This window comes from Pseudoalteromonas sp. (assembly GCF_036960685.1).
Classification (GTDB): Bacteria; Pseudomonadota; Gammaproteobacteria; order Enterobacterales; family Alteromonadaceae; genus Pseudoalteromonas.
Window position 1 is genome coordinate 39,371 of the sequence record NZ_JBALXK010000001.1, and the last position, 26,336, is coordinate 65,706.

Sequence of the window (26,336 nt, forward strand, 5' to 3'; positions counted from 1 at the left end):
AAAATCTGTTAAAAATGTGTATCACTTGAATCACAACGCTATACGCTAACATGGGTCAATAAACTCTAAGATCTGTTGATACGTTAAATCAGGTGTTGCCCCTAGCTGTTGAGCAACCATAGCACCAGCTGCACACGCAAAATCAACTGCTTGTTGCGCATCATCATGAATAGACAGTTGATAAATTAAAGCTCCCAAAAACGAGTCTCCAGCGCCCACAGTATCAACAACATCGATCAGATAGCCTGAATTATAGTACTTCTTACCTTTAATCGATAATAAAGCACCATGGCTGCCTTTCGTCACGCACAAGAACTCAGTATCTGTTTGTTTTGCTATGAAATCTAAGTTTTGCTCTAAAGAATGATATTTACACCCCATTCCTTTAGCGATTTCATAAAGTTCTTCATCATTTAGCTTGATAAAGTCTGCTCTATTCATCAGCTCTATTAAATTATCAAGCTGGTAATGAGAAGTGCGCAAATTTACATCAAACACTTTAAAATTTGCATGTCCAAGCAGTTGCTTTAAGGTCATTAATGAAGTTTCAGTACGGCCAATTAAGCTACCAAACACAAAAATATCCGTCGATTCAACTTTATCGATAATTTCTTTAGTTAAAGCAATATTATCCCAGGCGGTGTCAGGCATAATTTCGTACTTAGCAGAGCCATGGCTATCAAGTGTTACCTGGACTGTACTGGTCTTTTTGTTTGGGTTTACAGCAATGTACTCTGTAGTCAATTTTTTCTCTGTTAATTCGTCAAGCAGAGCATTACCTAACTCATCCTCCCCTACCGCACTTATCATTTGTGCGTCAATTCCAAGAGATTTAACCCTAAAGCACATATTTAAAGGTGCGCCACCCAATCGCTTGGTTGTACCAAAACAGTCCCAAAGGACCTCCCCAAAGCAAACAAGACTAATTTTATTAGGTATGTTTTCATTTATAATTATACTCATTCAATAGTTTCCTTATACGCTCCGATTATAGAATAGCCGGATTAGACTACGTTCAACTTACCTTTCACCAAATTCAAGTTAAATACAACTTTCAATAACTACACATTTAAATTGAAAGTGCTAAATGTTGATATCTTTGTTAAATAAATGTGGCCTAGATATTATTCCATTTCAAGACCTAAAAGACAACGTTGTTTATTTGGAGTGATAAAATTAACTTATTGTCTATCTGCAACTTGTAAATAAAACAAATAATATGCGTGTGAGTTTAATTTATGAATTTTATATCGCGAACTTTTACCCCTAAATGGTATTTGGAGTAGAAGTTTACCTCGAGTACTAACGGATCGCTGATAACTCGTTAACTTGTGTTGACAGAGTTAAGGCTCATATGTGTTAGGCAAACACTTACGCATGATGTCTACGAATATGTTTGATAAGACCATTATCACCAAACTCTAGAGACATTATATTAGTACTTGTATACTCAATGACCTTATCCATGTGGCTTGGTTTGACTTTAGCGTGTTCTGTATATTTGACGAATACCACATTGCTTCCAATCATCATCTGGTCAATTTTAATTTCACTGAATATTACTTTGTCTTTCATCTTCGCAATCATCCCCTGTCGAAGCTCTTCCTTACTTGTCATAGTGACATTAAATTTCAGATGTTCATCAATAAATTCATCAGCCAAAAATGAAATGAAATGATCTATGTCTTCGACGGTGGTGTTTGGCTGTTGCCTCGCATTTTTTGCTTGTATGAATTCTTCAGCCTTTTGTTTTAATACACTTTCAGGCAGTGTCTCATCTGCAAGAGCAGATAGTGAGAAAATAATAAAGGTAATTAACGATATTAAAAATTTCATTGGACTATCCTTGTTTGCTAAACGCCCGCCATAAACGGCCTAGTGAAACGAGCTCCGACGACCGTAGGGAGCGAATTTAATGACAGCCTTCACTTTGGATTCTTTAAACACCTACTTTATAACATCTACAGCCATTTTATCTAACTCTAGCTACCTGTTAGGTTATCCTCAACCAAAAATCTCGACGGCGGTTGACCCGTATGTTTACTAAAAGCAGTGCTAAAGGCACTGGCAGATTGGTAACCTATCCTTTCTGCAATTGTGGCCATAGTATACGTTTGGCGCCTTAAGAGATCTTTCGCGATCGCCATGCGCCATGCAATGACATATTCCATTGGTGTATAACCCACGGCTTTACTAAAGCGCTGAAAAAAGCTGGAACGAGACAATGAGGCCTCTTTGGCTAATTGATCAATCGTCCATGCTTTACTCACATCTTGATGGATTTTTCGAATTGCCATGGCAAGTCGCTCATCGGCTAAACCAACTAACAAACCAGGAACTTCTGGCGTGTCCATCTTCGTTCTAAAAGCTTCAATCAGCAGAATTTCTAATAATCGAGCCAATACAGAATCACGCCCGGGCCGTTGCGCCAAAGATTCCTCAATAACAAGCTCGACCAGCGTGGTGAGCCTTTTAGCTTCTCGGAGATGAACAAGTTTAGGAAGAAGCGATACCAGTATTTTTGAATCAGGCGCCTCAAATTGACAATGGCCAATTAGTAAATGCGCATTCAACTCTTGCTCTGCTTCACCAACAAAATAGGTGCTAGCCGCTGTTTTAATGGGCACAGTATCGGCTTCGTCCAGTGCTAGAGGATGGGTGCTGGCTACAGTAAAAGCATGAGCTTCTGGAACAAGGACAAAATCGCCAGCGGTTATATAAATCGGTTCATCGCCTTTTAATGTGAACTCGCAATTTCCCTCTAGCACAACACAATAGAAAGGATTACCGATTTCTTCGCGTCTAATACGCCACTTGCCTGCGGCATGGACTACTTTAGAAAAAGCGGCTTGTGGCTGCAATAGGGCCACAATACTCGAAAGAGGATCTATCATTTAAATACTATTGGTAATGCAATATGGATTTTTCATTATATATTGTACATGCACCTTTAGATAGAGTTAGCACCTCAACACTTAAGGAGCTTTTATGAATAATCTCGTTACCGAATCTAAGAATATCCCAGAGTCAAATAGACAACTTACCCTGTCCATTAGCCCAATCACTCTAACGGTAGAAGGCCGTGAAACACCACTTGAGCTTAGAATTACCCTGCCATTAAGTGGCGATAATATTCCAATTATCTTACTTTCTCATGGGCATGGACCATCGTCGTACCTGCCCTCTAAAGATGGTTATGCCCCGCTGGTAAACTATTACGCTGAGCAAGGATTTGCCGTTATTCAACCTACCCATGCAAGTTCAAGAGTGGGTGGTCTAGGCAATAGCCATGCAGATGCGCCCCTCTTTCTCAACCAAAGAGTGCTCGAAATGAAAACCATTTTGGACAATTTGGCACAAATTGAGCGTGACACAGCCTGTCTTTCTGGCCGATTAGATAAAGAGCGTATCGCGATCGTGGGGCATTCTGCTGGGGCGATGACAGCAGCTATGTTAATGGGCATGACATTACCACATATCAAAAGCGTATTAGACCAGCGTATCAAAGCCGGAGTCCTATTAGCGGCTGTGGGCAAAGGGGGAGATGATTTAATTGAATCAGCAAGAGAAAGGTTCCCTGAAATTAATCCAGATTATTCATCAATGACCACAAAAAATTTAGTAGTGTATGGTGATCAAGATCTTAGCACCCACTTCACAACCCGAGATGCAGACTGGCATGCGGATCCGTACTATATTTCGCCGGGTAGCGATTTTTTATTGTCATTAATTGGAGGAAAACATGGGTTAGGTGGCATTGCTGGTTATGATGCAAAAGAAACCGACGACGAAGATCCTGATCGTCTCGCCATTACTCAAAAAATGACATCAGCTTATTTGAAATCGGCTTTATACAGCGATGAGAAAATATGGAAAGATGCCTGTGAAGCACTAGGCACTTTTGCCAGCAAACACGCTTTTGTGGAAAGTAAGCACTAAACGCTCTGAAACTTAAGAACACTTAAGGCTCCATTAACATAGAAGCTGGTTTTGGGGCAGATTAAAATCCATTCAATTTTGATCTACTCCAAAATTTCATTGGCATAACGAGCCTGGAAAATTACTCGCTTTTAATTTGTTTTTATTGATGCATTCACCATAGCCAAGTTCCTATTTTTATTCAATCAGTTACTTCGATTTACGTAAAATATAAAAAGGATTTGCTGTTGCTTTAATTGGCTTTTTGCAAGGTATTACAGATGTTTGAGTGGCTTATTTGAGGTGATAAGGACTTACTCTAATTAATACTTCGTGTTTTCACATATCAATATTAGCCTTTAGGTTCACCCTCATTTACTTCTCATTCCATGCTCTTTGTGCAAAAAGTTTAGTGCATTATTCACAAAGAGGTTCAGGGACGCTGCGCTTTAGAGGGAAATAAACAAATGCAGTGCTAATAATGTAAGCTACTTGCTTAACAGCCGCATCGACAGATGAAGTAAACGAATTTGCTTATCGAATTAGAGTTGATTTAGAGTTGACCGTCACTGTATAAAAACGGTCAAAAAATACTGGTAACTATTGATTGAGTTAGTACAGCTCATATATGTTATGTAAACTATTGCCCGTATCTACGAATTACAGATACCTTACCATTTTCAAGCTCTAAAACATCTAAAACTTCTTTGCTATAACTAAACTCTGAACCGTCAGAACGTAAGCCTTTTGCAGAGAACGCATGTTTAAGGGCTACCACGTTATAACCAACGATATACTCTATTATTTTACCTTTGTATTCTGTATGTACACCTAAATAACGAGACATTCCTTTACGCATTAGTTCTTTGCCGTCTGGCTCTCTAGAGTCATCAGGAGCATTTGGGAAATGTTGGTTACCAACATCATCAGTTAATAGTGACAAATACTGTTCTAAATCATCTTTAGATGCATTAGGTTTTTGTGTGTTTGTCATAGCTTGATGATAATTTTTAACAAAGTTATCGTAATCAAATTCATCGCTACTGGCTAAAGTCGCTGTTGAAATAACAGAAATTAAGATAGTTAAAATTGATAAACATTTTTTCATTGGTACTCCTTACCTTAAAGCTCACATAACGAGCCTGTAGAATAACTCGTTTTTAATTTGTTTTTATTGATGCATTCACCATAGCCGAGTTCTCATTTTGATTCAATCAGTTACTTCGATTTGACGTAAAATATAAAAAGGATTTGCTGTTGTTTTAATTGGCGTTTTGCAAGGTATCACAGGTGTTTGAGTGGCTTATTTAAGGTGATTAGGGTTTAACTTTCTTAATGCAGCCTGTTTTGCAGCTTTTCTATATTATGAACTAAGCAATACAGTTGCCGCAGAATGAAGTGAAGGCATTCACTTCCGTTTGTCCGCGTAAGATCAATTTATTCAGCGAAATTGATAGGAATGAATTTATTTGGCAGGATAAGTCAGGCTTGACTCCTTACCTAATGAAAGAGCCATGACAATTTACCGTGGGTGAATAATACTTATTAGATCACAGTAACCCAGTGGATTCAAGGTTAAAAAGCAACCAAGTTAAATGTGTGGAGTTAGTTCCTAAAAAGAGTAAATCTACAGCCTCAACACTTTAAACAGCGGAAAACGCGAGCGCAGCGAATGGTTTTCCGATGATTTAACATGTTAGCTTTCATCACAATCCATTGAATAAAACGAATATCCCGCTCCTGGGTTACGGCGAAAATAGGTAAACCAATTTACATCACGCATCTCACTCAAAAAGATCATTGGTGAAGGAAGGTCGCCGTCACTGGTTCGAAGTAAATTACGAAGGTGCTGATCATTTTTTACTAGGTCAACAGCCTTTAACTCGGCCTCTTCCTTATCTTTCGCTTTCACCCAACGAGTAGTTACAAACCCGAGTAACTCCTCTTTTCCATCAAATTCGATAAAAAAGTTTTCCCCTTCCAATAATACTTGAAAATAACTCATATCTTCCCTGCAAAGCTAACGCCGCAATAAACGGCTAAGTAACAGTTGGCTAAAATGTGAAGCGAAGCGGAACCGAGCCAACTGTTACGTGTCCGTTATTTAATTGCCTTGTTAGCAGTGCATTACGCAAGTGCTAGAATTTTCGTTTATATAACCATAACCATCAATGTTCACTGATTTTGATTCCAAACCATAAGCAGGAATTGATGTTGCTACGATTGGAAAGTTAAGCTTAATTAAATCGGCTTTACTTGGTTTAGATATACCGAACCAAAAACTAACAACTTCATCTTTTACAAACATACATGGTTGAGAGTATTCAATTTCAGTTAAACCATGATTTATAAAACCTACAAACTCAGTACCAATAGCATCAATAAATTTAGCTTTGACGATAATGTTTGAATTAGGGTTTAACGCATCATTTTCACTTGCAGGGGCAATAATTGTGTCATCACAACTATCATCTTTCCACATAGGAAATTGCCAAACAGAATGTTCTGATAAGTCATGAATTGTGATATCCCAAATATGCTTACTCATAACTTCCTTGCACTGCTAACTTCCCGCATAACGGGCAAAAATACTTAGGCTACAATACCAAGCGAAGCGCAGGGAGCCTACGTATTTTTGTCCCACGCGAGCAAAGCAAGTGTTTATGCGCTTGTTATGTCTGTTCACCAAAAACAACCTTTTTATAAACTTGAATACCACAGTCTTTGCCATAATTTGCGACGATGTAACCACCTTTTGCGAATGTCTCTTTTAAAGTGAAATATACCGCTGGCTTCCCGTTCTCTTCGTGGATGCCAAGCTTAGATACGAACTGTGGATCTTCGTCTTCGCCCAAGTATAAAAAGACAAAAGAAAGGCTTAATCCTTCTATCTCATTTGGAAATGTAACGAGTACATCACTATTACCTTCGATATTAGTAATCGAAGGTAATATTGAAGAAGCGTACTGATTGTTCCAAGCAGTTTGCATCTCTTCAGTTATTAAACATGTAGATGCACTTGTTTGAAAGCTGAGAAGCAGCAATACAAAAAATAACCTCATTGATTCAATTTCCCGAAGACATAACGCTTCAAGAATCGGTGCTGCTTGCAGCATCCGTGTTACTTGATTTGTTATCAATACATTCAACTCGTTTTAAGTGACCAGATTTAGTTAGAACCTGTGAGCCTGACGGATAGCTATTAATGAGAAGGTCGCCATTACTTAATTTCCAAGATGATTTAGGCATACCAACGAGACTAAATAATTTCTGCAATTTAAATTCCTTGGTGATTAGATTTACTTCACCTTCATTCGACATCATATGCGCTAAGCCGGAAGTGACTACCAATCCAAATGACATTTCGTAAATGTCCTCGACATTCATTTCGCGAATCAATAAAACTTCATCACTAGCATCTATAAGAACTAACTCACCACCAAACTCCCCTTTATTAGAGCCAGCAAGAATGTTCTGCCCCAAAATTAATATTAAATCTGGTTGAATTGTTTGATGTTCTACAGCTGTTTCACCTTCAATATTTGGAGATCTACGAAGAAAAGATTTTTCATATTTTCCTGTTTTTCGATCAACCAGCTTTAAAACAACATATGAACCAAGTTCAGTCTTTTGACCTGACTTATTAATATCATTAATAAAGTTTCCGACGCCAAATTCGTCAATCAAGCTTGTGGTTTCTCCTTTAAACTCAAGCTTATTGGTGTACTTAGACGCGTCATATGAGCCACAGTCGATCTTTTCGAAAATTTCGGCTTGAACAAAAAATGATAAAAGATAAATGGCAATTCCAAAAATTTTCACTGATCTTTCCTAGTATTGCTAACGAGCCTGTAGAATAACTCGTTTTTAATTTATTTTTATTGATGGATTAACCATAGCCGAGTTCCTATTTTGATTCAATTAGTTACCTCAATTTTTCGTAAAATATAAAAAGAGAATTTACTTTTGCTTTAATTGGTGTTTTGGAAGGTATGACAGGTGTTTGAGTGGCTTATTTAAGGTGATAAGGGTTTAACTTTCTTAATGCAGCCTGTTTTGCAGCTTTTCTATATTATGAACTAAGCAATACAGTTGCCGCAGAATGAAGTGAAGGCATTCACTTCCGTTTGTCCGCGTAAGGTCAATTTATTCAGCGAAATTGATAGGAATGAATTTATTTGGCAGGATAAGTCAGGCTTGACTCCTTACCTAATGAAAGAGCCATAACAATTTACCGTGGGTGAATAATATCTATTAGATCACAGTCACCCGGCGGATTCAAGGTTAAAAAAATTAAGCCAAATGCGTAGAATCAGTTCCTAAAAAGAGTAATTCCACAGCCTCAACGCCCTGTTAATGGGCAAAATTATGTTGGCTAAAATGTGAAGCGGAGCGAAACCAAGCCAACGTAATTTTATCCACTTTAAACAGTTTGTTAGGTGACGTTTAAGTAGCCTCAATCACGGGAATACCGAGTTTTTCACTAACCAAATCATCAAGTACCAGGTAATTACTTAAACCCCATGTCCCCACTAACCCCTTGGCATTGGAAATTTCATCTCCTTCAGCATTGAGATATTTTTTGAATGGCACATCAAAGTAACAGTATTTTGTGGATGTTTGCACTACAGGCTTGTTATCAACAATCGGCATATATCCACGAGAAAAACCCAAGCGATTGATAAACAATGGAGCAAACATCAATTCATTAGAAGTCAAATCGATTACCTTCTCAGGTTCGTTAAACACTGCATCAAATACGTAGACTTTTATGCAGTTTTCAAAACCACCTGCTTTCGCAGTCAAAGAAACGATCTGACCAAAGACATACCTATCATCAGGATACTTGAGCCTAAATATATCCCCTTCTCTTAGCTTTTTTCGATAAGGTTTTTGTACTTCCATGTTTGTTTCAGGTAATGCCACTCAGTCACCTAACGCTTTGCTAAGGGGCAATTGACAGTTGGCTATACTTGCGCGAAGCGCCAAGCCAACTGTTAATTGTCCCAGTGAGTTTACGAACGAACTTGAGAAACTTGTTATAAGCCATCTTTAGCTCCATGCGTAAACAGTAAAAATTTAGGGGCATAACCTGTAAACACTACATGCCCTGATATATATGACATACCAAACGTCACGATACCTAAAAGCCAAATAATATGATCATATGGTTCTGTAAACGCAAAAGTAACCGTAGCTAAAGTCGCAAACAATGAAAGTACAAAGATGAAACCAGCAAGTACCCTAAACGGAGTTCTAACTTTAGCTAATTGTTCCTTCAGTAAACTCATATCTTCCTTTGGCTTATAACGAGCCTGTAGAATTACTCGTTTTTAATTTATTTTTATTGATGCATTAACCATAGCCGAGTTCCTATTCTGATTCAATCAGTTACTTCGATTTTACGTAAAATATAAAAAGTGGGTTTGCTGTTGTTTTAATTGGCGTTTTGAAAGGTATCACAGGTGTTCAAGTGGTTTATTTGGTGAGGTAGCAGCTCCCCTTATTAATGCATCGTGTTTTCACATATCAATATTAGCCTTCAAGTTCATCCTCGTTTACTTCTCTTTCTCTGTTCTTTGTGCAAAAAGTTTAGTGCATTATTCACAAAGAGGTTCAGAGACGCTGCGCTTTAGAGGGAAATAAACAAATGCAGTGCTAATAATGTAAGCTACTTGCTTAACAGCCACATCGACAGGCGAAGTAAACGAATTTGCTTATCGAATTAGAGTTGATTTAGAATTGATCGTCACTGTATAAAAACGGTCAAAAAAATACTGGTAACTATTGATTGAGTTAGGCTCATATGTGTTAGGTGTTTACTGTTTCGAAACCTTCCGACCAATTATCCTCACCTATTTGATAAGTGTTTATGTAAAAACCACTTTCATCACCTGAAAGAGGGTTAACAACCGGAAAATCTTTAAACCCTGGTTGATGCTTTAATCGCTCTACCGCATTTAATGCATCTACTTCAGACGCATATATCCCAATTGTTTTTACACACTCATTATCATCTGAGATCACATGTAAATGTTCTAATAGATATACCGACTTCATGAAACACCTAGACATAATGACTCCCACACGGTGTTAGCCTCCGCTTTTCGTGGGTTAGCTTAATTCAAAGCCAGAGCCATAATTAGTTTGTCAAATAACTAAACAGCAGAGGCTAACATGAATAAACATAGCATACTTTTTATCGGTCTTGATACACATAAAGAATTCAATGAAGTCGCCTAAAACACATGGGGGTCAGGCCTTGCTTTTTGCCACTTTCATTTCAATGGGTACTCCCACATCATTAAGTGAGGTAATGTATTTGCTATGAACTGTGTTTGCTGCTAAAAACAGCATTAAATACATTGGAATTTTAATAAATATCTTTAAAAACAAACCACTACTTAACAGTTTTTAGAAGAAAAAATAAGACTAAGTTTTTCAATAACCGTTACTTTCATTTAGAAAAGGCAAGAAGAAATACCTGACCCTATTAACTTTTTTCAGGTCTAAGCAGTTGTTAAGTGTTTATACTCAAGTTCCAATAACTTTAAAGCTTCAATTTTTAATACAACTCTTGCACCCGTTTTATCTATTACTTTTGCTTGCCACTGTGAATTTTCGCTTTCAAACCACTCTAGGGATGTAACTAATTCAATCTCAGACTTATATGATTCAATTTCAGCGCTTTCATTCAATAATACTGTAATTGGATATTTGGGTTTGCTACTCATATTTTAAATAATGCCAATGCCCTGTTAACAGGCAATAAAATAATTGATTAAAATTAGCGAAGAATGAATGCAAGCCAAGCTTTTAGCGTCCCTTCTTGAATGAACAATTTGTGTTCGTAAGTACGTATGCACGGGATATAACTAAAGGAAAAAAATCTCCTTCTAAAAGTAAAGCCCATTGTCCATCACCAAAACGTTCAATCCGATTCGCATTTGTTAGCACATTACATAAGTTATCAGGAGAAGCATTATCTATATTGGACATGATCTTTTTTACTTCTCGTGGGTCATAATCAATTTTTAACCATGGAGGAGCACAAAAAGCATTCATAAATTTAGAAATAACTTCAGGGTATTTAGGGTAACCACCTGAGTGATCTATATCAGGTAGCGCCTCCTTAGCCTGCCTATAGTCTTTTTCAAGTTTTTCCACATCACTTTTTGAAAACATACATCCTCTATGAAACCTAAAGCTCAAATAATGGAAAAATATCAGTTGGTTAAAATAAGCTACGCAGGAGCAAAAACCAACTGTTATTTGTCCTGATTAATTTGCTTGTATGGACACTAGCGATCACTGATTGCGACTTTGCTAGCTAAACCAATGAGCAAGACACCTGAAACGCCTTCAAGTGCTCGCGAATATCGCTGAGAATTTGAACGGCTAAATACCCAACTACCAACTGTGGCATATAAAATGTTACACATCGTAGCTAAAGCGCTAAATAACAAACCAAGCACTAATAATTGCATCGACGCTGAGCCCGAAGATATATCGATAAACTGAGGCAGGAATGAAAGGAAAAATAGCGCCACCTTTGGGTTTAAAACACTAACAATAATACCTTGTATAAACACATTTTTATTGCTTTCAACACTTTTACTTAACATTATTTTGCTCTCTCCGCGCCACATAGAAAGTAACGACTGAACCCCCAAATATACTAAGTAAGCTGCACCCAACCATTTTACCGCGCTAAAAGCTACCGCTGAGCTAAGAATTATCGCGGACAACCCCAAACACGCAGCTAATGTATGAACAAAGTAGCCAACACCAAGGCCAATTGCAGCTTTAAATCCCGTTGCCAACTTACCCTTCATTGTGTTTGAAACAATATAGATTACGTCTGGTCCAGGTATCATATTGATAGCAAGACAAGCGACTACAAATAGTAATAGTGAATTTAAGTCCATTTCCTTTTCTCCATGTTTTCTGGCTGTGGCATAACGAGCCTGTAGAATAACTCGTTTTTAATTTATTATTTTATGCATTAACCATAGCCTAGTTCCTATTTTGATTCAATCGACAACTGACTTTTACGTAAAATATAAACAGAGGATTTGCTGTTGCTTTAGTTGGTGTTTTGGAAGGTATGACAGGTGTTTAAGTGGCTTATTTCGAGAGGTAGTAGCTTACCTTTTTTTAATGCAGACTGTTTTGCAGCTTTTCTATGTTATGAACTAAGCAATACAGTTGCCGCAGAATGAAGTGAAGGCATTCACTTTCGTTTGTCCGCGTAAAGTCAATTTATTCAGCGAAATTGATAGGAATGAATTTATTTGGCAGGATAAGTCAGGCTTGACTCCTTACCTAATGAAAGAGCCATGACAATTTACCGTGGGTGAATAATACTTATTAGATCACAGTAACCCAGTGGATTCAAGGTTAAAAAGCAACCAAGTTAAATGTGTGGAGTTAGTTCCTAAAAAGAGTAAATATACAGCCTCAACGCCCACATTAAGGGGCTTTTTAATAGTTTGCTAAAATTGTGTAGCGAAGCGAAACCGAGCAAACTGTAAAAAGTCCCGCTTTAATTGCTTGTTATGTACGTACTACAACTGTTTTACCAATATAATCATGTACAGCCCTGCGTTTATCATTAAATAACATGGTAACAAACTCAGATATTCCCCACACTAAAGCTAAAATACCAAAACCAATAACCGCATAAGATAAACCTACAGAAATAGCTCCGGTCATTTCTAGTGTTGTGGCAACGGTTAAAATAATTAGTACCCAAGAAATATTGAGTACTAAATTAACCGATTCTCTTCGGAGCGCCTGTTTAACATTAATCTCGGTTTCAGTAGCATGATTTAGTACCTTAACTTCCATAAACATTTTTCCAAGAGTTTGGCCAAAGTAACCGTGCATAAAAATAGCGTATATTGCGAATTGAACACCATTTAAGGCTTGAAGAAACTTATCTTGAGTGCTGTATTCAACACCAAATATTAAACACTCGATATACAGAAGTATGGCAAATAAGATACCGTCAATTGTTGCCGCCCAAAAACGTGGCCAGAATGTAGAATATTTATCTATTTCAATTTCTTTAAGGGCTTCAACTTTGCCTTCGGGTATATGATTTGGATCGTTTAAGAGCTTTATTACTTTTTCATATCGATCGGGATAGGCTTCTTTATCGATATGTTTTTCAGCATCTAATAATTCGTCATAAGAATATTCTGAAAAGTTTGGTTCATAATCCATTATTTGATAATTCCTTAAGTACATAACGCCTCAAGCAGCGGCGCGCGTTAGCGCGTCCAGCCCGAAGGGCGATGCTGCCTTGATTTGTTAGGTGATTACCCACGAGACACCCATTCTGAGACAATAGACTTTGCAAGCGTGAATTCTGGCAATTTTGTATTAGTGGCTATAATTCTCTCCGCCTCGGGTAATTCAGTATTTTTCAGTTTGCACCTATTGAAGTAGCTTTTAAGCTTTTGTTGATGTCGCTTGATAGGCCTATCAACTCCAGCTAAAACCCAATACACGATATTAACCAATGCAACTTCGTGCTTGTTTTCAAGCCTTAAAATATTCGCCATATCTTCATGGACGCTAGCGTCAAGCGCTAGAACTTGGTTAGCCGTAAAGCCTGATCGGTTAGCGTGCTGCATATAGAATGATTTTTGTTCTTGATAAAACCCCCAAGCCTTATCATATTGCATCTCTTTAACCGCAGCCTTAGCCTTATGACCGGCCTCAGCTGCTTTGCCAAGAAAATCATTTCTTTGAAAATCGGCCATTACCTCCTGAGCATAATTTTCAAACTCTAAGTCAGGCTTTGGTTTTTTCCTTTTGAATATGCTGAACAATCCCATTCGATCACCTAACGAGCCTGTAGAATAACTCGTTTTAATTTATTTTTATTGATGCATTAACCATAGCCGAGTTCCTATTTTGATTCAATCAGTTACTTCGATTTGACGTAAAATATAAAAAGGATTTGCTGTTGTTTTAATTGGCGTTTTGCAAGGTGTTTGAGTGGCTTATTTGGAGAGGTTGTAGCTTACCTTTATTAATGCTTCGTGTTTTCACATATCAATATTAGCCTTTAGGTTCACCCTCATTTACTTCTCATTCCATGCTCTTTGTGCAAAAATTTTAGTAAATTATTCACAGAGAGGCTCAGAGACGCTGCGCTTTAGAGGGAAATAAACAAATGCAGTGCTATTAATGTAAGCTACTTGCTTAACAGCCACATTGACAGACGAAGTAAACGAATTTGCTTATTGAATTAGAGTTGATTTTTAATTGACCGTCACTTTATTAAAACGGTCAAATAAAATACTAGTGCATATTGACAGAGTTAAGGCTCATATGTGTTAGGTTTAAAATACGGTAGCTGAAAAATAGCCAGCCCCTATACCTAAACATCCCATTGAAACCCCTCTAATAAATTTTAAAGTTTTAGATATTTTGTATATATCTTTACCTTTGAGTAATGAGTCAACAATATGGTCTTGCCCAACAATTGAAAAGAATATAGATAAACCTAAAAGCCCCAAGGTAATATAAACATCATTCCCCATTTCAACAGCCTTTAATTGTACAAGTATAATAATTGCACCAATTACGGCAGATGAAAGCCATGCATATTGTTTTAGTAGTTCAAAGTGAAGCTCTGTAGTGAGAGTTTCATTCTTTACTTTATTTTCGTTAACTGAATCTACTTCGATATTTTTTTCTTTTACTGCTTCCATAATTAAAACAGAACTCCGATGTATGGTTTAAACCTAACGAGCCTGTAGAATTACTCGTTTTTAATTTATTTTTATTAATGTATTAACCATAGCCGAGTTCCTATTTTGATTCAATTAGTTACTTCAATTTTTCGTAAAATATAAAAAGAGAATTTACTGTTGCTTTAATTGGTGTTTTGGAAGGTATGACAGGTGTTTGAGTGGCTTATTTGAGGTAATAAGGGCTTACCTTTATTAAAGTATCGTGTTTCTCAGCTTTTCTAGATTATGAACAAGGCAATACAGCTGCCACTGAGCATTCACTTTCGTTTGACCCCGTAAAGTCAATTTATTCATGCCCTTATTGACGGTAATATTCCGCTTTTTATTTAAAGGAAAGCAGGCTCTATACAGCCTAGTCGTTTGCCATTCCTTAAGTAAAAAGCTGTCGTCGTCCCATAGGGCTGTCTATTTTGACCTTCATTTAAATTAGCTAACAATGGATTTAGATCATTGGATCCGCCGTAGGATAAGGATGTGCTACTGGCGGCAATGACTCTCTTTATAAGGAATAGCACGCACCAAAGTACGCAGTTTAATGAAATTGGGTGTTAGCGAACGACTCGCCATAGCCTGTGGTATCACCAGTAAAGGCCCTTGTAGAAGCTCAAAAACAAAAGGTATTAACATTGCGCTAGGCAATAACTACTTAGCTTCACAAGGTTTAGTGTCATTGAGGGATATTTGGATCAATATTCATTACGGGAGATGAACCGCCCATTGCACTTCCTGCTAATAGAAAGCGCATGATGGGTGGTGTGGGGGCTGGAGGTTAGAGACCTCCGGCTACCCGATTAGTTGTCGTTTTTCCTGCGCTCATAAAAACGTTTTTCTCTTTCTTTGTTTTCTTTTGCAGTTCCTATACGCCACCCCATATAGTTATTAACATCATCAATTGCGTCTTGAGCACAACCTTTAACCCAATCACTGGAATCTTTTAGAGCGCGTAACAAAACTGGTTTAACGATGTTCTTTTCCAGTTTGCCATGATTCATAGCGGTGTATCCAAACCCTCGCATTGAATTGCCACGAATAGTTTCATCTGGGTGCTCAGACAATCGAACACTTACTTCTTGAGTGAATTTCCAATTGTCGTGACAAAATCCTAATTTCATAGGAATTAAAACTAGTGCTTCGCGATCGTCATTTTTAATGGCTTCCCAAATTTCAGAATCAGAAAACTCATTTGTATGAACGTCTCGATATATCAATTTACTCATAAGACAACTAACGTCTCAATAAAGGGCGCGCTGTAAGCGCGTCCAGCCGAAGGCGACTTTGATTGATTTGTTATACCTTTTGTGCAGAGAACCGCAACCTGACGTAATCCGCCACCCATTGCCCTTCAATAAACAAATGTGGCTTAACTAAATATTCAACTTCATTTAGAAATTGATCATTTTGTTTTGGATTAAGATTTTTCGTTATTCCATTAGAAAATATTTTTAACCACTCTCCAATACCAGACTCTAACGGTGTAGGTCGAGGAATTAACTCAATATAATGAATGTGAAATCCATGGTCTTGTAATTTCTGTTTGTATTCTTCAACACTCGGAAAGTACCAAGGATTAACAAATTCTCCGAACTCAGCATGGCTCTCGAAGACCTTAGTCATAGCATTTACCAAAGCACCCACATTACCTTGACCTCCAAACTCACCAACAAAGCGCCCATTTGGTTTTAGTGCATTAGATACTCCAGATAGAACAGACTCTTCGTTTATCATCCAATGAAGAGCGGCGTTTGAAAAAACCGCATCGAATTCATTATGGAAGCTTAGACTATCCCCGCTCATTACTTCAGCGGAAAGCCCCCTTTTCTGGGCGGCTTCAATCATACTCTCGCTTGAATCGACTCCATGAACACTTGCACCCATTTGTTCTATGTCTTGCGTTAACGCTCCATCACCACAGCCCAAATCCAATATTCTTTCTCCTAGCTTTGGATTTAATAAATCCAGTACTGGAGAGCCATGCTCTGCAACAAAAGAAGCGTGATTGATATATTGACTTGCGTTCCATGCTTGACTCATAAATTACTCCTGAAGGTATAACGCCGTTGACACAGGCCGGAGTAAGTGGCGCAACTTTTGAGTTTTTTTTGCAAAAGGTGTGACGCTTACGGAGGTCCAGCCCGAAGGGCGATTGTGCTCAACCTTGTTATACGTTGCTAAGCCCATATAAACCATCCGATGACCAGACCTAGGATTAAACAGCCGAAACCTGCTTTTACCACCATATTCCGTTCCGCTTGATCTTCCAGTATTTCACCCTGTATATACAGGTTTAGCGCTTTGTTGGCTGTAACAGACTCCGGAAATTCCTTATAAAAATCGAGTAACGACTTCTGCACTTTTGGCACCCATGATGAAGGGTGGTCATCATCTGGACTGTAATCAAGAGCAGTCAAAATGGATGGAGCCTGAATTTTTGCAAGTTCTCCAACTTCCTTCGCCTTTTCGTAATACTTAGAGATATCCATGATCATATTTTCGTATAACGCTTACAATAACGAGAAAAGCTGAGCGACAGCGAGGCTTTTTCCCAATGAGCGTAGCGAATGTTGTTTATTGTTTTGTTAGGTTTCATTGCACACCCTAGTAAATACAAACCAATATAAAAAAGCTATTGAGCAAGTTAAATACGTATAAAAAACCCAACCACCAAACGTAAGGTTAAACATTAAACTTATAATTAACGCTGCTACAACTGCGATTGCCAATATTACAGTTAGTTTAAACAAATTAAACCGCAATAAGACAAAATTACAAGGTAAGCCAATAGCCGCAGTCAAAGGGTATGCTAAAAATAAAATAATCATAAATAGCACAGGAAGTTCGTTAAAATTTGAAACAGCGAAATCCGTACCGAATAACCATGACACAAAAGTGAAACTCAAAATTGCAGGTATAACAGCCAAAGGAGAAATGGCGGTGGCTGCAATAGCCTTTCTTAAATTGGTGCTAAATACTTTCATGAAACCTAACGCCTCGCTAACGGGCGCAAAATTGTTGGCTAAAATTAGCGAAGAATGAGCGCAAGCCAACTGTTTTGCGTCCACTTTGAGCGACTTGTTATAAGCCTATTCACCGTACCATTCTGGTTTTTGTTCTTTAGAATTCCACGCCCAATCTCGCAAAGTTTCAATGACATTTTCACGATCATACTTATCGTAATAAGTAGGATTAAGCCCTGTGCTTTGAAAGCCTTCCAATTTTCTTGCTTCAAAGCAAGCTTCATCATCATCTTTACGAGATGTAATCAAAGTACCATTTTTGCCACCAAACTGAGGCAACAAACCTGTAATTTGGTATTTTTCTCCATCCGAACCGACGAACACATACGGTGATATAAATTCGATATCTAAGTCTTTTGATGCATTTATCCAAGCTTGTTGAGGACGATTAAATAGAGACTCTAATAAATTAGCATTTTCATTGTCTGGCGCATCAATATCTTTATAAATGACAAAATCGACGAAACCATCTTCGTCAAAGGACACAACCCAACGCTCTGAAAATGCTTTCACTTCAACATCAACGCAGCCGATATGTTCGCGGTAATCTATACGAAGTGGGAATTTTTCTTCACTCATTTGAGCTAAGAAGTCGAAAAGTTTCATCGTAATCCTAAAGGCTTATAACGCTTTGAATATGGGGGTTTTACACTCGCTTTGGCCGCAGGGCAGCGAGTAAAATTCCCAGTGAGTTTACGAACAAAATAATTCATTTGTTATGTTCCAATTGTGCACAGAATTCTGACAAATAAAAAGCGACTACTTTATCGAGGTTAACTAATTCTGACTTTGGGATATGGTTAGCAAATTGAGTTTGGGCTATACCCCCATTTACTCCTAACTCACGAAGAACCTCTTTAGCCGCATCAATTTTAGAATAGCCTCGTGAAATAATTTTAAGGCGATTTAAATAAGAAGAATATATAACAGGTCTATCAAACCTAGATTTCGAAAACATCTCAGAAGCAATTACAACCTCTTTAATATCTGAAATCCATTCATTCGGAACTAGACTAAAAATTAGTTTCACATCTTTTTTTGTAAGTGAATGATAAGGTTCTTTATTTAACTTTGCCGATATAATTTTCACAAACCTTCCTTGGAACATAACGCCCAAATAATGGTCAAATATCAGTTGGTTAAAATAAGCGACGCAGGAGCAAAACCAACTGTTATTTGTCCTGATTAATTTGCTTGTTATGTTTTAAATTGCACCTAGGACAAGATTCAAGGTTATATAACTCTTTAATATCCAAGTTCCATGTTGTGCGAGTAAGAAAAGTAAACAGCCAATTACAACCACAATTAGGGCATATAACACCAAACTTACCAATAAAAAATGATAAAACTAAAAATACACAACCAACAATAGAAATAACGAGATTACCGAAAAACGCAAATAAGCCGCCAATACAAAATAAACTTAAGCAAATATTTAGTTTCGTATAGACGCCCGAGCTGCGTATTAGACTCATACTTTCCTTAAAACATAACGCCGCAAACACGCGACCAATGCCGGAGCTTTGTTTTTGTGCGAGTATTTTTACGCACAAAAACGAAGCGGAGAGTATTGGGTCGCAGTGCTTTGCCTTGTTATGGTCAGATAATTACGCTGAAACTGAACGTAAAACCTGACCATAATTTGTAATAATTAAGTAAGCCTGAGCCAGTATAAATGCCGCTTAGAACCTACCGTGATATTGGATACTGCCAGCGATTTATAATGCTGACAACAACTTCAGTGCTAAACGCAGCTGCAATATTTTTTGAAACTATTGCGCTGAACTGTGTTTTTCTCGACGTTAAACTATTTACGGCTTTAAACCATAACAATTTTATAGTGCGCGCGTCGCGTATCTTTCTGCCGATGTCACGCTCATGTATCTAATAAATCTATTATTAACAAATAACTTAATGCATTGCCAACTATAATTTTTTATTGGTACTAAAGATATTCAGAAAAGAGAAAATGCGCTCGTCGCTCATTTTCTTGAATATGGGAGTAAAACAACTAAACTGTATATTTATACAGTTGTTTATATTGGTAATGACATGAAAACGCGCTCCCCATTTTTAAATTATATCGCTGATTATATGTTGGTACGTCAGTATTCATTACGTACCGTGGACACGTACCTGAGGTGGATTGCATCTTATATCCATTTTCATGATAAGCGCCACCCCGCCTCAATGGGAGACAATGAAGTCGAACGCTATCTAGAACACTTAGTGTTAACACAAAATGTTGCACCGCGTACGCAAGCCACAGCACTCAATTCATTGTCATTTTTATACAAGCACATAATAAAAAATGAACTGTCGTTAAACTTAAATTTTGCCCGCAGTAAGAAACAAGCAAAACTACCTGTAGTTATGACGCCAGAAGAAGTTAAGCTGCTTATGACTCATTTGAATAAGCGCTATTATCTTATTGCAGGCCTTATGTATGGTAGTGGTTTAAGAGTAATGGAAGCGGTGCAATTAAGAGTGAAAGATATTGATTTTGATTAAAAAATGATGCCATTACAATTTTGATGAGGATTCACCATAAAGCGCATTGTGAGAACATAGTATTGGTGATTTTTAGATAATTAAAAAGGGAAAATTTACAACACCCAATGTTGTTTGAAGTATAAGTTGGCATAAGAACATATGCTTTTACTGAGCTACAGCGTAGTAAGTGAAGTATAACTTGGCATAAAATTGAAGCATATAATGGCATAAAGTTACCAAATACAGGCTTTATGAGGCCAACCTCATAAAATACTGCTAAGTTTAGTTGGCTGCTATGTGCCAATTGCGGACTTTCGTAGCACCGTCACTTGTAGATAATTTCTACTTACTAAATATATTTAAAATTTGATCCCAATTATTTAAGTAGCGTTCGGCAGACTCTGAATTTAATTTAAACAAAGGTACTTTAGAATTCCAATTTACTGATTCCTTTACATAGAGGCTAGGCACAATAAATAATTCTGGTTCACAATGGAGATCTTCCCATATGTTACAGAACACATAAAAGAAATGATTAGAAGCGCTAGGCTGTTTCTTTCCCACTATCCATTGGCGAGGCTGAGATTTACCTTGTGATGATTTAACCTGAATGCTAACTACATTTTTACCATAATCTGTGGCTAGAATATCAACTCCCTTTGCACCTGCATTCATTAATGCGGCAGCGATACCTCTTCGAGATAGACAGTACGAAACCAAATACTCTCCAGCGTCACCAATAAGATTGCTATTCATAATTTACTCCTTCACTATAATTAAACTTAACGGGTATATATGTGAGCACTTTGTCTATAAGTACACATAAATGACCTTACTTGATGAGATGACATAAATAGCAAATAGTGGAAATAATCTCATAGTATAACTTTAGTAGAATCAACTTATATTAACTAAAACCTCCATGTTTACTTCATCGCTCATCAAAGCCAGAAACATTCTTAAATTAAATAAATTGCTTCCACTAAGTGCCAAGAGCGGACATTTTAAAAATAATGACTTGTTAGATTTTGTCTATAAACTTGCTTAGAAAATCCTCTAATGCTTCACCTGGATGTTCAATATTAGAAGAAATCATTTCAATACCCCATTGCTCTAAAATCCGTTCTTGAACTGGGTTTGGTTTTGGTGAGAAAACGAATGATTTGGGTTGTGCTTCACCAATATGATGAGCTTTCCAAAGCTTCGACAATTTATAGAAAAGATATCGTATATTTATATCAGCCAAATTATAACCAATAAATAATACTGATTTACCTAAAACATCTGACCTCAATTTAATGTCCAGAGGAGTTTCGAAACCCAATCGTTCAAAATAGCTGGTTTCGTCTAACACGATTGACTTATCATCATCGAAATCTCCGTGAAACTTAATAATTTGGGTACTATTACTTACTACTTTTGTTAAGTCTGCAACGGAAGATATTTTGATAAAGGACTTACCATAATGGTCTAATGCATACTCCAACCAACGATCGTAATTTGTAGTATAAATTATTGGAAATTCAGCTTTAGCTATATTTTCATGAACTTTTGATTTTGAAACGTCAATCTTTGATGTATGCCAATTTCTATCCATCCAACTTCTTAGTGGGCCAATACTTCCATTTTTTAAACGGTAATATTCAGCTAAAGCTAAATGGTTGCCAAAAGTTTTATAAATCTCAGGATCATAATCCAACTCTTTCGCGATTTTATCAATTAACGAATCCCATGATGGCAAACCAAGATTCATAGATACACCTGCTCCAACAAAGAGTATGACGTTACCTTCTTTAAATGATCTTAATAGTTGTTCCATTACAATTTACTCTTTTCCAAAAAAGCTTTGAATTGATCAAATGCAATTTTTCGCATTGATATTTCATTTTTCTTATCACCCATTTCAGCAAACGTTTCTGTTTCACCTTCAGGTATAAATATGCAATCCCATTGAAAACTTCTATCACCTTTTGGCTCTGAAGATATAGTGCCTTTTATTTCACCTTTAAAGAAATGCATTTTTTTAGCATCGCAATACCCAATAATTGTTTTAGCAACTAAACCTAAACTATCTCCTGTTCCCAACAATGCTGAGAATTTGTCAGCTTCTAATTTGTCCCAAAATATTTGCGTCAAGCCTCCGGGAAACCCGTTTAAACTATCGATATATAAACCCGTGTGCTCTACAAAAACAGGACGTCCTACTTTTTTAAATGCCTTTAATAGTTTGTCTTTAACTAATTCATCTACATCTTCTGTTTGTATTTCATTAATAGAGTGTTTTGCTGCAATAACTGTTACTCCAGTACCATCTAGAATTTTTTGTACCTCAGCCACTTTGAAATCATTCTTTGAAACAAACCTTATCTGCATGTTAATCCCTCTATAAAGCTAAATTTTTTTTGCATTCCCAACATTTTTTTAATATGTATTGAACTCTTTGTTTCACGATAAAATTCAATATAATCTTGAGTTAAGCTAGACCTATGTATGGAGGGGTTATCTGAGCATATTACAAATGGAACCTCGTTATTAATAAATTCAATGACAGGGTGAGATTCACTTGCGCTTACTGCATTAGTTAATCTATTGCTTATAAGGCAGACCTCGACGCATATATTTTTTTCTCTCAGAAGATCCATAGTTTTTTTAGATTTGATTGCAGCAGTTCCATGACCAATTCGATCAGCTTTAAAACCATTAACAGCAATGATAATATTTTCAAAACTTCCTGTTTCACCTGCATGGATGGTAACTTTCAAACCGAATTCAATTTTAGCTCGAACGAATTCGTATGCTAGCGTGTCAGGGACTTTAATATCTTCATTGCCTGCAAGGTCTAATCCTATAATTAAATCTGGTTTCCCTAACTTTACATAAGCATCTAAGAGTGAGCGAAGTTGTTCTAGTGAATAATCACCTCTAGTAACAGTAAGAATTAGACCTGCCTTAATACTGTAATATTCAGATGCTCTTGCGATATCTTCTAATAACCAAGCCATTGCTACATCTACATTAACTTTGTTAAGCAAAGCTATGTATAAAACACTATTCCGAAGTTCAACAAATCCAATATTACATTTCTTAAGATTTTCAAACGCATCAAATACAATGAGCGTTAAGTCAGCTCGGCTTTTAGGAATAAACCTTAAAAGATCCCAAGGTTTGAGGTATGAAGATAAGTTGTTAGCTGGCTTTATGACATTGAGGTCCTTTTCAAGATCAAAACCTTGTGGCATATCAATAATATTATTTTCAAGTAACGTTTTTACTAGTCCGGAACTGACGAGTCCATTGAGATGAACATGTAATTCACCTTTCTCCATTTCTGGAATGATATATTCCATCACCTACCCATCCTAAATATGAAAACAGCCAATGCTTTTATCAAGATTAATTTATTTGTTTATTAAAGCTATGTAGCGTATTGAAACCAAGTAAATTGTAAATATACCCGCTTTAATTGCTTATTAGATTTACTTTGCCCGTGACTTTAGAAACCTATAGAAAAATTCAGCTTCTCCACTTTTACATGTAACAATTAAATTATCATTATATAAGTAGTTGCAAGCTTTATGAACTGCCTCCTCAGCCATTTCAACGAACATTTCAGGGTTAACAAATGTTGTCATTTCACTTTTTAAATTATAAAAATTACCATCCCAAGCGACTCTAGGGTATTTAATTAAATCTAGAGCACTTCTATCGAATACAAATCTATGACTGGGTTGATTATTGTTTTCCGCTTTAGACAAAATAGAAGCTGTATGAAGAAAAGAATTTCTTAGAGCGTATATTGTTTTAGTATCCTGATCATTTTCTTGGAAATTACAGAAGTAATATAATGACTTCTTAATTGAACTAGCGTTAGCATGGCTATAAGCAGGAATATCTTTACGTGAATAACAAAAGCCTAACTGATCTAAAACAGTGAATGCGGCAGCCACTGGCAAGAAATTTTGAGAATAACGTTGATACTTAGCGTGTCTAATTTCGTTTATAACTAAAGGTAAAGACGAATCAAGGTAGGCATCTTTTATTTCGTTAAACTCACTACCGTTTAAATGAACATAGGCTAGTTCATCTAGTGATAACTCTTCTAATCGTTTGTTCTTAATTGATTGAAAGTAGTCGATCGCTTGCATATGCTTCCTTGTAAATAAAACAACTCAATAATTGGCGTAAAACGCTAGGCTATAATTCGTTTTATAGAGCACAGTCAAGCGTTAGGCATCCGTTGAATTGCGTTTTACCTTTGCTTTTTCTATGTTTTCACTCTTGACTGTCGCCTTCGCCTTTTAACCTGTTTGCTATTAACTCTTTTAGAGGAGAGTCACTAGGGTATAGAACTTTTGCGCAAGGTATATCTAAAGATGCGGGATCTAAATGAGAATCTTGGTCATCAAAGAAAATGTGTGGCTTAAAAGCTTTTAAAAAACGACTTTTTTGAAGGCCACCTAAGAAAAATGCTTGATCAATATAGACATCCCATGCTCTTAAAGTATTTATAACTCTCATTTCCGCGGGACTATTCCTAGCAGTCATTATTGCTAATTTAACTGGTGAAAACTCAACTCTACCAGGCAGCCGCTCTTGTACTTTTGATAGCTTTTTTAGGAGGTTTGCATGAGGTCCTTCTTGTAATGGTACATCCTGCTCTTCGTCTTCGTTACTCCAAAATTTAGGTAAACCTTCTTGTTGGTTGATAATTTCACTAGCCTCGCTGAAAATAACAGCATCCGCATCAAAGGCGAATCTAACTTGGCTTTCATCTAATTTATCCGCACCCTTTGGAGGCTGTTTCACTACTGCAGACGCACAAACTTTACTATCTATAACCTCTTGTGCATCTTCCTCATTCGTAGTTAAAAATAGATCGACATAGAACGCTTCCAAATAACTTGAACTTTTTTCACCCGCAGTAAAGGCTGAACGAGTTATTGGTAATTTTCTTCGTCTAATTTCTTTCAACACTCTAAATCCAGTCTCTGGGCTATTGCGAGATATTACAACGACTTCAACTATGGGAGCTTTATCTTCTGGAGGTTGTATTTTATTTAGATTTAGCAAGGCTCGTATGAGAGACATCCCAGTACCATCTTCAAGAGGATCGTTTTCTCTATCGAGCATATAATTTCGATATTCATCTATCGCAGTATCTGGATCGTTCTTGAACTTTTCATTAAACACTTTATCCGCTTCGGAAAGATCAAATAATGCTGTAGCGGATATTCCGATTACAAGAGTGTCATTTAATTCTATGGGCATAAGCCCTCCATGAAAGACAAAAGTTTTTTAAATACAACTCTAGTGTTTATAACACACCAAAACTGCGTATATTACAAAAGTAATAATTTCACCAATAATTACTTTTGTAAACAGGTAATTAAAATAGCTAGGAATTAAGCTTGCCATTGTGTACCCAAATGTTGGTTAATAATGCTATCGGACAAATTAGATTCTTACTCATCACAATATGAATAAGTTTAACCTTTTCAATGACTGGTTATCGCTCAAAGCTGAATTTCGGCAAAGTGCCAGAAGCAGACGGTGGTAGCGTCGCGTTAAGTGGTGAGCAACGCTACCATCTTACCTAACATTGTGCCGTAGACACTAAAGCTGAAACAAACCGAAAATGCTAAGCGTTGGAAATCTGCCTTAAACGCTTTGTTAAATGCACATTTTCGATGCACTTTCAGTGTTCTCCTCGTACTCCCAAAGCTCGACATCATTTGGGATTAAGTGCTTATATGTACGGATATAATATTGAGCTAAAGTCTCGTTTCTCTTTGTACTGAAGTCACGAAGAACAAACATAATTTTTCTGAAACCGGCTGGAGCTGTATATAAATAATACATTGCTTCATTCCAAACCGTCAATTTCGCACTAGGAACATTACCACCTATTGTCCATTTATGAGCCTTACACTCGACAATGATCTGTTGATCAATACAACCGAGGTCGAACGCATGTTGTTTTTTCAAGTTTGAAACTCCGACTTCAACTTTCAAATTGGGAACAAGTTCTATGCCTTGGCTCAGAAAAAATTTTGATGCAGCGGATTCGAACTCACGCCCTACATGAGCATTGGATTTTGAGCCTATTCTCTGAAACGGTTTATCCATAACTACCTCGTGCATT

At 37.0% G+C, this 26,336-nt stretch carries 32 protein-coding genes and 3 pseudogenes; 3 read left to right on the forward strand and 32 right to left on the reverse strand.

Going from position 1 to position 26,336, the window contains the following annotated elements:
- Window positions 1-45 precede the first annotated feature (45 nt).
- From V7783_RS00160 to V7783_RS00170, 3 genes are all read right to left on the reverse strand, one after another.
- Complete coding sequence (locus V7783_RS00160; protein ID WP_335677007.1) at window positions 46-963, reverse strand: carbohydrate kinase family protein; 918 nt, start codon at window positions 961-963, stop codon at window positions 46-48.
- A gap of 408 nt (window positions 964-1,371) precedes the next feature.
- Window positions 1,372-1,836 (reverse strand): nuclear transport factor 2 family protein, encoded by a 465-nt coding sequence (locus tag V7783_RS00165; RefSeq protein ID WP_335677008.1) that lies wholly within the window; start codon window positions 1,834-1,836, stop codon window positions 1,372-1,374.
- 146 nt (window positions 1,837-1,982) lie between these two features.
- The gene (locus tag V7783_RS00170) at window positions 1,983-2,894 is read right to left on the reverse strand and encodes an AraC family transcriptional regulator (protein ID WP_335677009.1); all 912 of its coding nucleotides are present in this window, start codon (window positions 2,892-2,894) and stop codon (window positions 1,983-1,985) included.
- 94 nt (window positions 2,895-2,988) lie between these two features.
- On the opposite strand from V7783_RS00170, the gene V7783_RS00175 reads away from it, so the two are divergent.
- Entirely contained in the window at window positions 2,989-3,939 is a 951-nt protein-coding gene (locus V7783_RS00175; RefSeq protein ID WP_335677010.1) for an alpha/beta hydrolase family protein, read from the forward strand.
- Between the two features lie 619 nt (window positions 3,940-4,558).
- Here the strand turns inward: V7783_RS00175 and V7783_RS00180 are convergent.
- The 16 genes and pseudogenes from V7783_RS00180 to V7783_RS21190 all read right to left on the reverse strand — a co-directional run.
- On the reverse strand, window positions 4,559-5,026 hold the full coding sequence (locus tag V7783_RS00180; protein ID WP_335677011.1) for a nuclear transport factor 2 family protein: 468 nt from the start codon (window positions 5,024-5,026) through the stop codon (window positions 4,559-4,561).
- Window positions 5,027-5,614: 588 nt separating this feature from the next.
- A complete protein-coding gene (locus tag V7783_RS00185; RefSeq protein ID WP_335677012.1) occupies window positions 5,615-5,923 on the reverse strand; it encodes a hypothetical protein in 309 nt (102 codons plus the stop codon).
- Between the two features lie 111 nt (window positions 5,924-6,034).
- Complete coding sequence (locus V7783_RS00190) at window positions 6,035-6,466, reverse strand: hypothetical protein (RefSeq protein ID WP_335677013.1); 432 nt, start codon at window positions 6,464-6,466, stop codon at window positions 6,035-6,037.
- A gap of 124 nt (window positions 6,467-6,590) precedes the next feature.
- Entirely contained in the window at window positions 6,591-7,034 is a 444-nt protein-coding gene (locus V7783_RS00195) for a hypothetical protein (protein ID WP_335677014.1), read from the reverse strand.
- Entirely contained in the window at window positions 7,009-7,740 is a 732-nt protein-coding gene (locus tag V7783_RS00200; RefSeq protein WP_335677015.1) for a hypothetical protein, read from the reverse strand. Before V7783_RS00200 ends, V7783_RS00195 begins: the two co-directional genes overlap by 26 nt.
- A gap of 624 nt (window positions 7,741-8,364) precedes the next feature.
- Complete coding sequence (locus V7783_RS00205) at window positions 8,365-8,844, reverse strand: Imm26 family immunity protein (RefSeq protein WP_335677016.1); 480 nt, start codon at window positions 8,842-8,844, stop codon at window positions 8,365-8,367.
- A 113-nt stretch (window positions 8,845-8,957) separates the two neighbouring features.
- On the reverse strand, window positions 8,958-9,209 hold the full coding sequence (locus tag V7783_RS00210; protein ID WP_335677017.1) for a hypothetical protein: 252 nt from the start codon (window positions 9,207-9,209) through the stop codon (window positions 8,958-8,960).
- 520 nt (window positions 9,210-9,729) lie between these two features.
- The gene (locus V7783_RS00215; RefSeq protein ID WP_335677018.1) at window positions 9,730-9,978 is read right to left on the reverse strand and encodes a hypothetical protein; all 249 of its coding nucleotides are present in this window, start codon (window positions 9,976-9,978) and stop codon (window positions 9,730-9,732) included.
- 449 nt (window positions 9,979-10,427) lie between these two features.
- Window positions 10,428-10,652, reverse strand: a complete 225-nt coding sequence (locus tag V7783_RS00220) for a hypothetical protein (RefSeq protein WP_335677019.1) — start codon at window positions 10,650-10,652, stop codon at window positions 10,428-10,430.
- Window positions 10,653-10,734: 82 nt separating this feature from the next.
- Window positions 10,735-11,103: a DUF6508 domain-containing protein gene (locus V7783_RS00225; protein ID WP_335677020.1), complete on the reverse strand. Its 369-nt coding sequence runs from the start codon at window positions 11,101-11,103 to the stop codon at window positions 10,735-10,737.
- A 116-nt stretch (window positions 11,104-11,219) separates the two neighbouring features.
- Window positions 11,220-11,846 carry a LysE family translocator gene (locus V7783_RS00230; RefSeq protein WP_335677021.1) on the reverse strand — a complete coding sequence of 209 codons (627 nt, stop codon included), beginning with the start codon at window positions 11,844-11,846 and terminating at the stop codon, window positions 11,220-11,222.
- Window positions 11,847-12,075: 229 nt separating this feature from the next.
- A pseudogene (locus V7783_RS21185) lies at window positions 12,076-12,188 on the reverse strand (transposase); the annotation flags it as partial.
- A 286-nt stretch (window positions 12,189-12,474) separates the two neighbouring features.
- Entirely contained in the window at window positions 12,475-13,146 is a 672-nt protein-coding gene (locus tag V7783_RS00235; RefSeq protein WP_064667545.1) for an RDD family protein, read from the reverse strand.
- 95 nt (window positions 13,147-13,241) lie between these two features.
- The gene (locus V7783_RS00240; protein WP_076920297.1) at window positions 13,242-13,763 is read right to left on the reverse strand and encodes a hypothetical protein; all 522 of its coding nucleotides are present in this window, start codon (window positions 13,761-13,763) and stop codon (window positions 13,242-13,244) included.
- A gap of 510 nt (window positions 13,764-14,273) precedes the next feature.
- Window positions 14,274-14,645, reverse strand: a complete 372-nt coding sequence (locus V7783_RS00245; RefSeq protein ID WP_335677022.1) for a hypothetical protein — start codon at window positions 14,643-14,645, stop codon at window positions 14,274-14,276.
- A 234-nt stretch (window positions 14,646-14,879) separates the two neighbouring features.
- Window positions 14,880-15,108, reverse strand: a pseudogene (locus V7783_RS21190) (transposase); the annotation flags it as partial.
- Between the two features lie 15 nt (window positions 15,109-15,123).
- Between V7783_RS21190 and V7783_RS00250 the strand changes: the two are divergent.
- A pseudogene (locus tag V7783_RS00250) lies at window positions 15,124-15,396 on the forward strand (group II intron reverse transcriptase/maturase); the annotation flags it as partial.
- Window positions 15,397-15,478: 82 nt separating this feature from the next.
- Here the strand turns inward: V7783_RS00250 and V7783_RS00255 are convergent.
- From V7783_RS00255 to V7783_RS00280, 6 genes are all read right to left on the reverse strand, one after another.
- Window positions 15,479-15,904, reverse strand: a complete 426-nt coding sequence (locus tag V7783_RS00255; RefSeq protein ID WP_335677023.1) for a hypothetical protein — start codon at window positions 15,902-15,904, stop codon at window positions 15,479-15,481.
- 70 nt (window positions 15,905-15,974) lie between these two features.
- The gene (locus V7783_RS00260) at window positions 15,975-16,718 is read right to left on the reverse strand and encodes a class I SAM-dependent methyltransferase (protein WP_335677024.1); all 744 of its coding nucleotides are present in this window, start codon (window positions 16,716-16,718) and stop codon (window positions 15,975-15,977) included.
- Window positions 16,719-16,855: 137 nt separating this feature from the next.
- Entirely contained in the window at window positions 16,856-17,167 is a 312-nt protein-coding gene (locus V7783_RS00265) for a hypothetical protein (protein WP_335677025.1), read from the reverse strand.
- 96 nt (window positions 17,168-17,263) lie between these two features.
- Window positions 17,264-17,662, reverse strand: a complete 399-nt coding sequence (locus V7783_RS00270) for a hypothetical protein (protein ID WP_335677026.1) — start codon at window positions 17,660-17,662, stop codon at window positions 17,264-17,266.
- A 105-nt stretch (window positions 17,663-17,767) separates the two neighbouring features.
- On the reverse strand, window positions 17,768-18,307 hold the full coding sequence (locus tag V7783_RS00275; protein ID WP_335677027.1) for a hypothetical protein: 540 nt from the start codon (window positions 18,305-18,307) through the stop codon (window positions 17,768-17,770).
- A gap of 103 nt (window positions 18,308-18,410) precedes the next feature.
- The gene (locus V7783_RS00280; RefSeq protein ID WP_335677028.1) at window positions 18,411-18,791 is read right to left on the reverse strand and encodes a hypothetical protein; all 381 of its coding nucleotides are present in this window, start codon (window positions 18,789-18,791) and stop codon (window positions 18,411-18,413) included.
- A 962-nt stretch (window positions 18,792-19,753) separates the two neighbouring features.
- Between V7783_RS00280 and V7783_RS00285 the strand changes: the two genes are divergently transcribed.
- Complete coding sequence (locus tag V7783_RS00285) at window positions 19,754-20,212, forward strand: phage integrase N-terminal SAM-like domain-containing protein (protein ID WP_335677029.1); 459 nt, start codon at window positions 19,754-19,756, stop codon at window positions 20,210-20,212.
- Window positions 20,213-20,536: 324 nt separating this feature from the next.
- On the opposite strand, the gene V7783_RS00290 is transcribed toward V7783_RS00285, so the two are convergent.
- From V7783_RS00290 to V7783_RS00320, 7 genes are all read right to left on the reverse strand, one after another.
- Window positions 20,537-20,950 carry a hypothetical protein gene (locus tag V7783_RS00290; protein ID WP_335677030.1) on the reverse strand — a complete coding sequence of 138 codons (414 nt, stop codon included), beginning with the start codon at window positions 20,948-20,950 and terminating at the stop codon, window positions 20,537-20,539.
- A gap of 265 nt (window positions 20,951-21,215) precedes the next feature.
- The gene (locus V7783_RS00295; protein WP_335677031.1) at window positions 21,216-22,013 is read right to left on the reverse strand and encodes an SIR2 family NAD-dependent protein deacylase; all 798 of its coding nucleotides are present in this window, start codon (window positions 22,011-22,013) and stop codon (window positions 21,216-21,218) included.
- Window positions 22,013-22,567 (reverse strand): non-canonical purine NTP pyrophosphatase, encoded by a 555-nt coding sequence (locus V7783_RS00300; protein ID WP_335677032.1) that lies wholly within the window; start codon window positions 22,565-22,567, stop codon window positions 22,013-22,015. The genes V7783_RS00295 and V7783_RS00300 overlap by 1 nt, the downstream gene beginning before the upstream one ends.
- Window positions 22,558-23,541: a hypothetical protein gene (locus tag V7783_RS00305; protein ID WP_335677329.1), complete on the reverse strand. Its 984-nt coding sequence runs from the start codon at window positions 23,539-23,541 to the stop codon at window positions 22,558-22,560. Before V7783_RS00305 ends, V7783_RS00300 begins: the two co-directional genes overlap by 10 nt.
- Before the next feature lie 129 nt (window positions 23,542-23,670).
- Entirely contained in the window at window positions 23,671-24,339 is a 669-nt protein-coding gene (locus V7783_RS00310; RefSeq protein ID WP_335677033.1) for a hypothetical protein, read from the reverse strand.
- 127 nt (window positions 24,340-24,466) lie between these two features.
- A complete protein-coding gene (locus V7783_RS00315) occupies window positions 24,467-25,462 on the reverse strand; it encodes a 5'-nucleotidase (RefSeq protein WP_335677034.1) in 996 nt (331 codons plus the stop codon).
- 402 nt (window positions 25,463-25,864) lie between these two features.
- The gene (locus V7783_RS00320; protein ID WP_335677035.1) at window positions 25,865-26,320 is read right to left on the reverse strand and encodes a hypothetical protein; all 456 of its coding nucleotides are present in this window, start codon (window positions 26,318-26,320) and stop codon (window positions 25,865-25,867) included.
- Window positions 26,321-26,336: the final 16 nt, after the last annotated feature.